Source organism: Arthrobacter sp. BE255 (assembly GCF_031457335.1).
GTDB lineage: Bacteria > Actinomycetota > Actinomycetes > Actinomycetales > Micrococcaceae > Arthrobacter.
In genome coordinates this window covers 165,848-178,405 of record NZ_JAVDWK010000008.1, presented here as the reverse complement: position 1 = coordinate 178,405, position 12,558 = coordinate 165,848, and the positions used below count along the sequence as shown (strand labels likewise).

General features: G+C 67.3%; 13 protein-coding genes and 2 riboswitches. Of the genes, 7 read left to right on the top strand and 6 right to left on the bottom strand.

Annotation, left to right across the window (positions count from 1 at the left end):
- Positions 1–7: 7 nt before the first annotated feature.
- A complete protein-coding gene (locus J2X42_RS15040) occupies positions 8–688 on the bottom strand; it encodes a histidine phosphatase family protein (RefSeq protein ID WP_310166456.1) in 681 nt (226 codons plus the stop codon).
- Positions 689–772: 84 nt separating this feature from the next.
- Between J2X42_RS15040 and J2X42_RS15035 the strand changes: the two genes are divergently transcribed.
- A complete protein-coding gene (locus tag J2X42_RS15035) occupies positions 773–1,549 on the top strand; it encodes a type II CAAX endopeptidase family protein (protein ID WP_310166454.1) in 777 nt (258 codons plus the stop codon).
- Positions 1,550–1,652: 103 nt separating this feature from the next.
- Here the strand turns inward: J2X42_RS15035 and J2X42_RS15030 are convergent, their stop codons facing one another.
- On the bottom strand, positions 1,653–2,291 hold the full coding sequence (locus tag J2X42_RS15030; protein WP_310166452.1) for a VOC family protein: 639 nt from the start codon (positions 2,289–2,291) through the stop codon (positions 1,653–1,655).
- Positions 2,292–2,462: 171 nt separating this feature from the next.
- A riboswitch (SAM riboswitch) is annotated at positions 2,463–2,578 on the top strand.
- A gap of 44 nt (positions 2,579–2,622) precedes the next feature.
- Here J2X42_RS15030 and J2X42_RS15025 point away from each other — a divergent pair.
- Both J2X42_RS15025 and J2X42_RS15020 read left to right on the top strand, forming a co-directional pair.
- Entirely contained in the window at positions 2,623–3,942 is a 1,320-nt protein-coding gene (locus tag J2X42_RS15025) for a bifunctional o-acetylhomoserine/o-acetylserine sulfhydrylase (RefSeq protein ID WP_310166451.1), read from the top strand.
- A gap of 90 nt (positions 3,943–4,032) precedes the next feature.
- Positions 4,033–4,148, top strand: a riboswitch (SAM riboswitch).
- Positions 4,149–4,160: 12 nt separating this feature from the next.
- A complete protein-coding gene (locus J2X42_RS15020; protein WP_310166449.1) occupies positions 4,161–5,276 on the top strand; it encodes a homoserine O-acetyltransferase in 1,116 nt (371 codons plus the stop codon).
- Between the two features lie 30 nt (positions 5,277–5,306).
- On the opposite strand, the gene J2X42_RS15015 is transcribed toward J2X42_RS15020, so the two are convergent.
- From J2X42_RS15015 to J2X42_RS15005, 3 genes are read right to left on the bottom strand one after another with little or no spacing between them, the layout of a single operon-like run.
- Complete coding sequence (locus tag J2X42_RS15015; protein WP_310166447.1) at positions 5,307–5,804, bottom strand: hypothetical protein; 498 nt, start codon at positions 5,802–5,804, stop codon at positions 5,307–5,309.
- 13 nt (positions 5,805–5,817) lie between these two features.
- Complete coding sequence (locus J2X42_RS15010; RefSeq protein WP_310166446.1) at positions 5,818–6,981, bottom strand: winged helix DNA-binding domain-containing protein; 1,164 nt, start codon at positions 6,979–6,981, stop codon at positions 5,818–5,820.
- A gap of 44 nt (positions 6,982–7,025) precedes the next feature.
- Complete coding sequence (locus tag J2X42_RS15005; RefSeq protein ID WP_310166521.1) at positions 7,026–7,877, bottom strand: SGNH/GDSL hydrolase family protein; 852 nt, start codon at positions 7,875–7,877, stop codon at positions 7,026–7,028.
- A 95-nt stretch (positions 7,878–7,972) separates the two neighbouring features.
- Here J2X42_RS15005 and J2X42_RS15000 point away from each other — a divergent pair, with 95 nt between their 5' ends.
- Positions 7,973–8,623 (top strand): phospholipase, encoded by a 651-nt coding sequence (locus J2X42_RS15000; RefSeq protein WP_310166444.1) that lies wholly within the window; start codon positions 7,973–7,975, stop codon positions 8,621–8,623.
- Positions 8,624–8,678: 55 nt separating this feature from the next.
- On the opposite strand, the gene J2X42_RS14995 is transcribed toward J2X42_RS15000, so the two are convergent.
- Positions 8,679–8,912, bottom strand: coding sequence for an RNA-binding S4 domain-containing protein (locus J2X42_RS14995; RefSeq protein ID WP_310166442.1), 234 nt, complete (start codon positions 8,910–8,912; stop codon positions 8,679–8,681).
- A gap of 33 nt (positions 8,913–8,945) precedes the next feature.
- Between J2X42_RS14995 and J2X42_RS14990 the strand changes: the two genes are divergently transcribed.
- The 3 genes from J2X42_RS14990 to J2X42_RS14980 all read left to right on the top strand — a co-directional run bounded on the left by J2X42_RS14990 (position 8,946) and on the right by J2X42_RS14980 (position 12,515).
- A complete protein-coding gene (locus J2X42_RS14990) occupies positions 8,946–9,947 on the top strand; it encodes a DMT family transporter (protein ID WP_310166438.1) in 1,002 nt (333 codons plus the stop codon).
- A 148-nt stretch (positions 9,948–10,095) separates the two neighbouring features.
- Positions 10,096–11,481 carry a glycine--tRNA ligase gene (locus tag J2X42_RS14985; protein ID WP_310166437.1) on the top strand — a complete coding sequence of 462 codons (1,386 nt, stop codon included), beginning with the start codon at positions 10,096–10,098 and terminating at the stop codon, positions 11,479–11,481.
- A 2-nt stretch (positions 11,482–11,483) separates the two neighbouring features.
- Complete coding sequence (locus J2X42_RS14980; RefSeq protein ID WP_310166436.1) at positions 11,484–12,515, top strand: GNAT family N-acetyltransferase; 1,032 nt, start codon at positions 11,484–11,486, stop codon at positions 12,513–12,515.
- The last annotated feature ends 43 nt before the right edge of the window (positions 12,516–12,558 follow it).

Genomic DNA, 12,558 nt, shown 5'->3' with positions numbered 1-12,558 from the left:
GGCATCGCTAGAACACCATGGGAGGGGCGTCCAGGACGGTCTCGTCCACGCGGCGGTCCACCCACTGGCTGAACGGGATGTCCAGCTCATACTTTTCCGCGTCGGTTCGTACCAGGGTCCGCACGGCGGCGTTGTCCGGGTTGTTAAGGGACTCGAAGTACTCCACGGACCAGTGGAACCAGCGCATGCAGAACAGCCGCATCGTCAGCCCGTGGGTCACCAGCAGGGTGTTGGGCGCGTAGTCCGGCTTGGACCAGTGCCGGTAGAGGGTTTCCATAAACGAGGAGATCCGGTCGTAGACGTCGGAGCCGGACTCGCCCTCACGGAAGCGGTAGAAGAAGTGGCCGTAGGCGTTACGGAGTTCCTTCTGGTCCTCGATCTCCCCGCTGATCTGGAAGTTCGCCCAGTCCTGTTCGCGGAGCCGGGGCTCCTCGATCACCCGTTCCGTGAGGCTGCCAAGGTTGAGCGCCTCCAGCGTCTGGTACGCCCGCAGGTACGGCGACACGTAGACGCAGACCTGGCGGCCGTCCAGCTCCCGGCGGATCCTTTCGCCGGCCGCCGCGGCCTGCTCCAGGCCCAGCGGAGTCAGCGGGATGCGGTAGTCGGGCACGCGGTTGTAGATGGACGTGTCCGCGTTGGCCATGGACTGGCCATGCCGGATCATGATGATTTTCCCTGGCGCGCTCATAAAGCCCAAGCATAAGTCCTGGGCCATGCACTGCCCGGCGGCCCAAATCAGGAAAGAACCAGAAACTGCAGGCAAGATGGGAACATGCTGGTTCCCTCCCGCCGTCGGCTGCGGCTCGAAGTATGGATTGTCCTGGGCCTGTCCCTGGGGCAGTCCGCCGTCTATTCAGTGGTGCAGCTGCTGGACAAGATGACCCGTGCACCGCTGGCCGAAGGCACGTCCACGCTGAACCGGTCGCAGAGCAGCCGGGAATACTTTGACCTGACCTACCAGTTGCTGGACATCATCTTTGCGCTGGTTCCGGTTCTGCTGGTCATCTACTTCCTCACCGACCACCGGCAGTCCACGCCAGGGGCGCCGCAGGGCAGCTCCGCGTTCCGGAAGCTCGGCTTCGACTTCGCCAGGCCGGGCCGCGACCTGCTCCAGGGGCTGGGGCTCGCCGCGCTCATCGGCATTCCGTCGCTGGGCCTCTACGCTGCGGGCAGGGCGCTGGGAATCACCACCGCCATCATCCCCAGCGCACTCGATTCGTACTGGTGGACCGTCCCCGTCCTCATCCTGTCCGCCGTGCGGCACGCCGTGGTGGAGGAGGTGATCGTGGTGGGGTATCTCCTGGACCGCTTCGGCAAGTTCGGCTGGAGCATGCCGCTGGCGATCTTCGCCAGCTCCATGCTGCGCGGCAGCTACCACCTCTACCAGGGCTTCGGCCCGTTTATAGGCAATGCCATCATGGGGGTGGTCTTCGCCTGGCTGTATACAAAAACGCGCCGCGTGATGCCGCTGGTGGTTGCACACGCCCTGCTGGACATCGTGGCATTCGTTGGCTTCAGCCTGTTCGGCAAGGCAGTCGGCCTGGGGTAGGGCTGGGTTACGCAGGCCAGGCCCGGGTTAAAGGGATTCGGCCGCCATCGGTGGGTGGCATCATTGGCACCCGCTGATGGCGGCCGAAGTATTGACGAAGCGGTCAGATGGTGACTGCTCCGGAAGCGGTTTCGAACGTGACGGACAGGATGCCGGGGGTTCCGTGCGGAGCCACCCAGTCAACGGCGACGTCCTCAAGCGGCTTCTCCACCGGTTCGCCCAGCCACTCGGTCACCCGTGCTGCCGAACCGGCGATGGTCAGGCAGGACATCTTGACGTTGCTTTCGTAGGCATTGGACGGGTGGAGGGCGGGATCGCCTTCCCACTTGAGCATGTACGGCACCTGCGGGTCCGCGATCAGGCCCAGGATACCGATCTGCTTCCAGACCAGTTCGCGGCCGTCCGGGAACTTGCGGTTGCCGTTGACGGCGGACCGGCCCAGGCGTTCTTCGAACGGGGCGAGGTCGTCCACTTCGACGCACCAGCCCATCCAGCCGCCGCCGGCCGCGGACCGGGCACGGACTGCCTGTCCGAACGGCGCCTTGTCCGATGCCGGGTGGTCAAGCACCTCGACTACTTCCAGATATTTGTGCCCGGCGAGCGGGATGATCATGTTCCGGGTTCCGAAACGGGGATGCACTCCACCCTTTACGGCTTCGACGCCGAGGGCGGACGAAATACGTTCGGTGGTGGCAGCCAGGCCATCGTGTTCACAGGCGTAAGAGACGTGATCCATGCGCATGCCCTCATCTTGGCACTTTGTGATCCGCCTCTCAGCTAAGGGTATCCTTACCTACTTTGGGGGTGCGTCACGAGTGGACATCGTCCTTTCCGCGGCCCCCTGAAGCCGGCCGCTGACCATGTTCGTCACAATGCTGTTGCACGCCGATGACAGGTTCCTACACTGAACGCAGGTCATGAGCGCCAGCGCCAAGCCCCGGCTCGCTGGCCGGCAACCCTCCTTCCGCGGTGGGGTGCCCCGGGTGAGGACCTGGCTGTCCGGCAACGGCCGGACGGCAAGCGCGGCCCGTGGTGCTCCCAGCATGCCCGGGCCCACGTCAAAGGAGCCTTGAATGTCCAACGGATGGTCTTTTGAAACCCGCCAGATCCACGCCGGCCAGGAGCCGGACAGCGCCACAGGGGCGCGTGCGCTCCCGATCTACCAGACGACGTCGTTCGTCTTCCCCAGTGCCGAAAGCGCCGCCAACCGCTTCGCGCTCGCAGAGCTGGCCCCGATCTACACCCGCATCGGAAACCCCACCCAGGACGCCGTTGAACAGCGGATCGCCAGCCTCGAGGGCGGGCTCGCGGCACTGCTCCTGAGTTCGGGACAGGCAGCCGAAACCTTCGCCATCCTCAACATCGCGGAGGCGGGGGACCATGTGGTGGCCAGCCCCAGCCTCTACGGCGGCACGTACAACCTGCTGGCACACACGCTGAAAAAGTTCGGCATCGCCGTGACCTTCGTCGAGGACCCGGACAACCTGGAACACTGGCGGGACGCCGTCCGGCCGAACACCAAGCTGTTCTTCGCCGAGGTGGTATCCAACCCGCGCCAGGACGTGCTCGATATTGAAGGAGTGTCCCGGACTGCCCACGAAGCCGGCGTCCCCCTGGTGGTCGACAACACGCTCTCCACCCCCTACCTGATCCGCCCGCTGGAGTGGGGCGCCGACATCGTGGTCCACTCCGCCACCAAATACCTTGGCGGGCACGGCTCGGCCATCGCCGGGGTGATCGTGGACTCGGGCAACTTCGACTTCGGCAAGGACCCGGAACGGTTCCCCGGCTTCAACACCCCGGACCCCACGTACAACGGGCTGGTCTACGCCCGCGACCTTGGCGCCGGCGGGGCCCTCGGCGCCAACCTCTCGTACATCCTCAAGGCCCGGGTCCAGTTGCTCCGCGACCTTGGCTCCGCAGTCTCGCCCTTCAACGCCTTCCTGATCGCGCAGGGCCTGGAGACACTCAGCCTGCGCGTTGAGCGGCACGTTGCCAACGCCGTCGCCGTGGCGCAGTGGCTGGAGGCCCGTGACGACGTCGAATCGGTCGCCTATGCCGGGCTCCCGTCCAGCCCCTGGTACGAGCGCGGACGCAAGTACGGGCCCTTGGGTACGGGCGCGGTGGTGGCCTTCAACCTGGCCGGCGGGGCCGAAGCGGGGAAGCGCTTCGTGGATGCCCTGGAGCTGCACAGCCACGTGGCGAACATCGGTGACGTGCGCTCCCTGGTCATCCACCCGGCGTCGACCACGCACAGCCAGCTCTCAGCGGAGCAGCAGGCGGTTGCGGGCGTGACGCCGGGACTGGTGCGCCTGTCCGTGGGGATCGAGCACATTGATGACATCCTGGCCGACCTGGAAGCCGGATTCCGGGCAGCCAAGGCGGCGCAGTAGGACGCCGGTCCGGACCCGCCAAGCCTCGGGGAGTCACAAACCAGTCACACTCTTAGCCATACACGGGGGCGGTTTCGTACACTCGGAGGAGGTCATGAGTGCCAGCGACAGCCCCGGCTTGCTGGCCGGCAACCCTCCTTCCGCGGTGGGGTGCCCCGGGTGAAGACCTGGCCTGCCGGTCACTTGACGGCAGGCAAGCGCGTAGAAAAGGTCTCCACATGACGATTACCGTCTCCCGTACAGCAGTACCCGAAAACGGCGTGGTCCGTTACGCCGGCATTGGCGGACTTGAACTCGAAGCGGGCGGATACCTGCCCGAAGTCACGCTCGCCTATGAAACGTGGGGAACGCTCAATGAGGACGGCTCCAACGCCATCCTCATTGAGCACGCCCTGACCGGCAGCACGCACGTGACACGCGGCGACAGCGACGAGCCCGGCTGGTGGGAGCAGCTGGCCGGCCCGGGCGCGCCGGTGGACACGGACAGGTTCTTTGTGGTGTCCATCAACATTGTGGGCGGCTGTTACGGCTCCACCGGGCCGTCGTCGCCCGCCCCCGACGGGCAGCCGTGGGGCTCACGCTTCCCGCTGGTGACCCTGCGTGACAGCACCGCCGCCGAAGCCCGCCTGGCGGACCAGCTTGGCATCGGCAGCTGGTACGCCGTGCTGGGCGGATCCATGGGCGGCGCCCGCGCCCTCGAATGGGCCGTGACCTACCCGGACCGGGTGGAACGCTGTGCCGTGATCTCCGTCGGCGCCGCCAGCACCGCAGAGCAGATCGCCTTCGCCCAGGCCCAGACCCTCGCCATCCGCCAGGACGCCAACTTCAACGACGGCGACTACTACGGCGGACCCTTCCCCGAGGACGGGCTGGCCCTGGCGCGGCGGATCGCCCACATCACGTACCGGTCAGCCCAGGAATTCGACGGCCGGTTCGGCCGGTCGGCCCAGGCACCCGAAACCCCCCTGCAGGCAGCCGCGCTGGGGGACCGGGGCCGCTACCAGGTGGAGAGCTACCTGGACCACCAGGGCAGCAAGCTCGTCAGCCGCTTCGATGCCAACAGCTACATCGCCATCACCGAGGCGCTCATGAGCCACGATGTCTGCCGCGGGCGGGGTTCCCTCGGCGAAACCCTCGCCCGGGCAACCGCCAGGTTCTTCGTCGCTGCGGTGGACTCGGACCGGCTCTACTTCCCCTCGCAGTCCCGCGAGCTCGCCGAGGCCCTTCCCGGAGACGTGGACGTCCACGTCATTGAAGCACCCATCGGCCACGACGGTTTCCTGACCGAGATCGGCCAGTTGGGCAGCCAGCTCCGGAAGACGTTCCTGGTCTGACCTGGCCGCCCGGCCGGATTGTCCGGCTGGCTAGCCGTCCATGATTTCGGAGCGCCGCTTCATGTACTCGTCCACGGCCATCCCGCCGTTGCTGTACTGCTGGTCCAGTTCAGCGAGTTTGCGGGCACGGAAGCCCTGCGGGGCCGACGGCGGCGGGGGAGTCGCGGGGGCAGCAGGCTGCTGCGGCGCCTCCGCTGCCCGGCCCGGCGCAGGCTGGCCGCCGTACGGCGGGAACTGCTGGTCCGCGGGCGGAACGGGCATCATGGGCGGCAAGGGCTGGCTGGGCGGCAGGGGCTGCGGGCCGTCGAGCTGGCGGAAGCCGCCGCTCATGTAGTCCTGCTGGGTGTAGCCGTCACGCGGCTGGCGGCTCTGCGGCCCGGGGAACTGGCCGCCGCCGGGGAACTGGTCAGGGTAGCGTCCCGAGAAGCTCTGTTCCTGGTTCCTCTTGTTGACGGATTTCCGGTACATCCGCATCGCCATCGGAATCAGGAACGACAGAATGATGATCCAGAAGAACAAGCTGTTCACGGTGTAGCGCCTCTCATGTGTGTCCTTCCAGCTTAGCCCCGGTGCGCACACGGACGGCTGGGGTTCCCAGGAAGGCCCCATATCTGTCCACGGCGTCGTCCACGGCGTGCGCCAGCGCGGAGCCGGGCACCGGACCGGCCGGATCGAACAGGCGGATGTCCAATTCGCACCGGCCGGGGAGCAGCGTGTGCCGCCAGGAGCCAACCATCCGCCCGTCCAGCAGGACCACGTGCAGCAGCGAGCCGTCGACCGGGAAGGCAGGAGCGCTGCCGCCCAGGTAGTGCCGGGACGCGGAATAGCCCATCACGTATTCGTCGTAGCACTGGATCAGGTCGATCCGCGGTCCGCTGTCAGGGCCGCCGGTGCCGGGGACGCCGGTGTCAGGGACGGCACCGTAATAGAACACGACGCCGTCAATCACCGCCGTGCCGAGGACTTCCGGATGCTCCCCGATGGCCACGTGCAGACCCTCCCGGACGTCCGCCATCGTCAGCCCCGACCAGTCGGCACAGTCCTTGACGGTGGCGGGACCGCGGCTCGTGAAATAGCGCCGGGCAAGTTCCGCCAGTGCTTCCGGCCGGGTCGGCGGCACGCCCGGTCCGGCGGGAACCCGCTCGTCAAAGAGGGCGTACGTCTGCTTCAATGCGCCGCCGCTGCTGCGCACCGGCCACCCGCTGACCAGGACACCGCTGATTTCGGCGTGCATGATCAGGTAGGCAAGTTCCAGGCCTTTTCCCGCGAAGCCGGCATCCTGCAGCCTCGCCGCAAGCTGCTCCCGGGTCAGATGGTTGCCGCCGGCGACGGCCCCGGCCAGGACCTCCTGGCTCCGGACGGCAGCGGCGGCGTCGATCCCGGTGCGGCGGTACATGCCCGCGTTGCCCTGGTGGAGCCGCGGCGCCGACAGGGCAAGGAGCCAGCGGAGATCGTCCCGGTGGACAAAATGCCATGTGGGCCGCAGGATATGGGTCCGCAGGATCCGGCCGTCGGACACCGCCTCCTCAATGTCCGCGGCCGTGGCATTAACCCCGGTGCGCTGGGCGAGGCTCCAGCGGGCATAGGGAAATTCCTGCGCCTGCACGGCCAGCAGGTTCCGCAGGGCCGCCTCAGGGGATGGCGCTGCCGGACCGCGGAGCATCTGGGACTGAAGCCGAAGCCGCACCACCGCATCAGGTTCCATACCTGCCGTCTGACTCACGCTTCGCGGTCCCGGGCCGGCCGCCGCTAGTGCCGGGCCGCGTCAGTGGAGCCGAGCGGACCCTCGCCGGACCCCAACGGGACGCCGGGGCCGAACACGGGTCCCGGCGTCGGACGCTTTGCGGTAATCCCGTCCCCGGAGGAACGGTGGCGCAGCCGCCGCACCACCCACGGCACAAAGTATTCACGCGCCCACACAAGGTCACCGGAACGGGCTTCGCGCCAGGTGCGCGGCGGCAACGGCTTGGGCTGCAGGGGCTCCAGCGTGTGGCTGACGTTGAGCGAGTCCAGCACCATGGCCGCGATGGTGTGGTGTCCCAGGGGCGAGAAGTGCAGCCTGTCCTCGTCCCACATCTGCGGGTCGCTGAGCTGCCGAAGGGACCACATGTCGGCGATGATGGCGTCATGCCGTGCCGCAACCGTCCGCAGGTTCTCGTTGTAGATGGCCACCTTGCTGCGGATCCGGCCCAGGACCGAGGACCCGGTGTCCGGACCGTTGAAAAGCACCACGGTGGCGCCGCCCATGCCCAGGATCTGCACCACGGAATCGAGCCGCTCCGCGAGGACGTCGGGGTCGCCGCCGGGCCGGATTAAGTCATTGCCGCCCGCCGAGAGCGTCACCAGGTCAGGCTTCAGGGCAAGGCACGGGGCAAGCTGCTGGTCCACGACCTGCTGGAGGAGCCTGCCGCGCACGGCAAGGTTGGCGTACGCGAAATCGCTCTGGCTGCGGCCCAGTTCCTCCGCCACCCTGTCCGCCCAGCCCCGGTACCCGCCCGGCCTCGACGGTTCGGGGTCGCCGATGCCCTCCGTGAAGGAATCGCCCATGGCCACATAGCGGCTCCAGGGATGTTCCGCGACGTCGGACGGCGGGTTCTGCATGGCTCTGGCTTCACTCACGGTCCTATCCTGCCTCCTCGTTCTCAAGCTACGCCAACGTAGGTTGTTACCGCCGGGTAGCTGTAAGAATGGAAACCATGACTGACGCCGAAGTATTTCCCGCCCCCGTTGTTTTGTGGTCCCAGCCCGAGGACCAGCGCGCCGGAAAGCCGCTGCTGGTGCTGCTGCACGGGTACGGCGCCAACGAACAGGACCTCCTGAGCCTGGCGGACATGCTGCCGGCCGACTTCGCGGTGGCTTCAGTCCGTGCCCCGATGGCCATGGGGCCGGGCTTCACCTGGTTCCCCCTGACAGCCTCGATCGACTACTCCCTGGACGCCGTGAAAAAGGCCTCCGGGTATGTGCTGGACTGGATCGACACCATCAAGGACGGCCACTCCTCGGTGACGCTGCTGGGCTTCTCGATGGGGATGGCCATGGCCACCACGCTGCTGCGGCAGCGTCCCACGGACTTCGCCGCCGTCGTCGGCCTTTCCGGCTTTGCCGTGGACGCCGGCGGGGACCCCACGTTCCGCGATGCCGAGCTGGACGGCACGGTGCCGATGTTCTGGGGCCGCGACCAGCAGGATCCGGTGATCACGCCGGACAAGGTCGAATTCACCATGGGCTGGGTGCGCAAGCACGTCAAACTCACCAAGGTTCTTTATACGGGCATGTGGCACGGCATCAACCAGCAGGAGGTCGGGCATGTGTCCGAGTTCCTGACGCACGAGGTGCTCAACAAGTAAGGCACGACGGCGGCGCCGCGGCTGGTGCGCCCGGCCCGCCGCCCTGCCGCGCGGGTCAGGCCTGCGGCGCGACCACTTTCACGGTCTGTCCGTTGACGGTGACGGTATCGCCGTTGTGCAGCTGGCGTCCGCGGCGTTCATCAATTTCCCCGTTGACCTTGACGAGCCCGTTCTTGATCAGCTCGGCGGCCTCCACCCCGTCCTCCACCAGGCTGGCAAGCTTCAGGAGCTGGCCGAGGCGGATCATGCTGTCTCGGATGGGGATCTCTTCGATGTCCGGGTTGCTCATACAAGCAATAATGCCTGACGTAAGGTGGATTCAATGACCCACACCCCCCGGCTGCCGTTGCTCGCTGGCCTCCCGCTGGCGGTCGGGGCAGGGCTTGCCATCCCGGTCCAGGGCCGGATCAACGGCGCACTTGGTGCCCGGCTCCATGACGGGATCGCCGCGTCGGTGGTGAGTTTCAGCACAGGCCTGGTCCTGATGATCCTGATCTCCCTGCTCCTTCCCAGGGGCCGGGCCGGCCTCGCGAAGATCCTTCCGGCCGTCCGAAGCCGCGCCTTCCCGCCGGTGTATGTGCTGGCCGGCGGGATCGGGGCGCTGTTTGTGTTCGCACAGTCCTTCACCGTTGGCCTCCTGGGCGTGGCCCTGTTCACCGTGGCCACCGTGACCGGCCAGACGGTGAGCGGGCTGCTGGTGGACCGGCTGGGCATCGGCCCCGCCGGCAAGAAGCCCGTGACCGGCATCCGGATCATCGGCTGCGTCCTCACGATCGCCGCCGTGGCATGGGCGGTCTCGCCGCGGTTCGCGGCCCCTGCAGCGGCCTCCGCGGGAGCTTCCGGAGGGGCAGCCGGCGGGCCTGGCACGCTGCTGCTGCCGCTCCTGCTTCCAGTCCTCGCCGGATTCCTGATGAGCTTCCAGCAGGCCATGAACGGAACAGCCACCGTCCACTACGGCACGCCCATCGCGGCAACGCTGGTCAACTTCGTGGCCGGCAGCGTGGTGCTGTGGACGGCGTGGGGCATCAAGGTTGCCGTTGCCGGGCCGGGTGGCCCGTTGCCGGGGGAGTGGTGGTACTACATTGGCGGTCCCATGGGCTGTGTATTCATCGGGGTGGGTGCGCTCCTGGTCCGCAGCCTCGGGGTCCTCGTGACAGGCCTTGGCATGATCGCGGGGCAGCTGCTGGGCTCCCTCGGCCTTGACCTCCTGATGCCCGCTCCGGGAACCGTCGTGGCGCCCGCCACCATCCTGGGCACCGTCCTGACCCTGGCCGCCATCATCCTGGCCACACTGCCCTGGCCCCGGGGCGCTTTCCGGAGGTAGCGGCCGGTAGGCTAGGACACGCAGCTTTCTGCAATCTTTCCTTCGCCCGCCCCGCCCGGCCACCAACGGTGATCCGCCAACGGTGATCCCGGCGGCCAGATAACCCGCGGACCGCACCCAGCGGCCCTGTAGAAATTGGAGTTCCACCATGGCAGCAAAATCCGTTCTCGACCAGGTCATCTCCCTCTCCAAGCGGAGGGGCTTCGTGTTTCAGGCCGGTGAGATCTACGGTGGTTCGCGTTCTGCCTGGGACTACGGGCCCCTCGGCGCCGAGCTGAAGGAAAACATCAAGCGCCAGTGGTGGCAGTCCATGGTCCGCGGCCGCGAAGACGTGGTTGGCCTGGACTCCTCGGTCATCCTGCCCCGCCAGGTATGGGAAGCATCGGGCCACGTCGATGTGTTCTCCGACCCCCTGGTGGAGTGCCTGTCCTGCCACAAGCGCTACCGCGCTGACCACCTCGAGGAAGAATACGAGGAAAAGAAGGGCCGCCCCGCCGAGAACGGCCTCAAGGACATTGCCTGCGCCAACTGCGGCACCCGCGGTGAATGGACCGAACCCCAGGAGTTCTCCGGCCTGCTCAAGACCTTCCTCGGCCCCGTCGCCAGCGAAGAAGGCATGCACTACCTGCGCCCGGAAACGGCCCAGGGCATCTTCGTGAACTTCAGCAACGTGCTCACCACCTCCCGCAAGAAGCCGCCGTTCGGCATCGGCCAGATCGGCAAGTCCTTCCGCAACGAGATCACGCCCGGAAACTTCATCTTCCGCACCCGTGAATTCGAGCAGATGGAAATGGAATTCTTCGTCGAGCCCGGCACGGACGAAGAGTGGCACCAGTACTGGATGAAGGAGCGCATGTCCTGGTACACCGGCCTGGGCATCCGTGAGGAGAACCTGCGCTTCTTCGAGCACCCGCTGGAGAAGCTCAGCCACTACTCCAAGGGCACCACCGACATCGAATACCGCTTCGGCTTCCAGGGCTCGGAATGGGGCGAGCTCGAAGGCATCGCCAACCGCACCGACTTTGACCTCTCCACCCACTCCAAGGCGTCCGGCCAGGACCTGAGCTACTTCAACCAGGCCACCAATGAGCGCTACACCCCGTACGTGATCGAGCCGGCCGCCGGCCTGACCCGCTCCTTCATGGCGTTCCTCGTGGACGCCTACACCGAAGACGAGGCACCCAACGCCAAGGGCGGCGTCGACGTCCGCACCGTCCTGAAGCTGGACCCGCGCCTGGCCCCGGTCAAGGCCGCAGTGCTGCCACTGAGCCGCAACGAGGACCTGTCGCCGAAGGCCAAGGACCTGGGCGCGCAGCTGCGCAAGAACTGGAACATCGACTTCGACGACGCCGGCGCGATCGGCCGCCGGTACCGCCGCCAGGACGAGATCGGCACCCCGTTCTGCATCACCGTGGACTTCGACACCCTCGAGGACCACGCCGTGACCATCCGCGAGCGGGACACCATGACCCAGGAACGCGTGTCCCTGGACAAGGTGGAAGGCTACCTGGCCGCCCGCCTGATCGGCGCCTGAGCATGGCCATCGAATACCGCGAATGGCGCGAAGGCGACGACCTGGCGCTGCTGGAAATCTGGGGCGACCCGGAGACGTTCCAGGCCGGCCAGTTCCGCGGCGCCCTGACCGTGTCCTCAGCCGGCGCTGACGGAACCCCGTGGCGCCGCACCATCGTGGCCGAAGACGTCGTTGACGGCGTCGGCATTCCGGTGGCGGCGGGCGTGGTGTACGAGGCATCGCTGCACCCCGAGCGGCTGTGGGCCTACATCGAAGTGGCACGGGACCACCGCCGCACCGGCATCGGTGCCACCCTCCTGACCATGCTCCGCCGCGAAGCCGACCAGGCGCCGTCGGGCGTCACCAAGCTCCGCGCCAAGGTCCAGCCCGGCAGCCCCGGGGCCGCATTCGCCGAGGAGTTCGGCTTGTCGGCCATCCAGCGCTCCCGGCTGGTGGTTGTGGAGCCCGGCGCCCTGAAGCTGCCGGTCTTCCCGGCCAAGGACACCTCCGGCCGGCCGGCCAACGACGAAAACGCCGGGTCCGATGTGGTCATGGACCTCGCCACCGGGTCCGTTGAGCTGACCGACGTGGTCGGGCGGTACTACACGTCCATCCACGGCTGGGATTCACCGGGCGTACTGTCCATGGGGCAGGTACAGAAGCTGTTCCTGGACGACCTCACCGGCGCCCACGGTGCGATTGTGCTGCGGGCCGAGCCGGAGTCCGCGTTCGGCTCAGGCGTTGCGCCCAGCAAGAAGGGCAGGATCCGCGCCTTCGCGGTGAGTTACGCCGAGGCCTCCCAGGATCCGCTGGCCGCGGAAGGCTCCGCTCCGGGTTCGGCCGCCACGGATGTTTTTGTGGGCCACGATCCTGCCCTGGATGCCGCCGATGCCTCCGAAGCGGTCCGCGACCTGCTTTCGCTCCTCGCATACCAGCACCCGGTCATGCTGGAACTGGACGACTCCATGACAGCCCTGCGTGCCGCCGTCGAGCCCCTGCTGGACAGCGGCAAGGCGCGGCAGGCGGGTGCGGAAACGCTGATCGTCTCGGACTGACCCTCCGCCCGGCTGACTCGCACTTAACGCACCCAAAACGGGA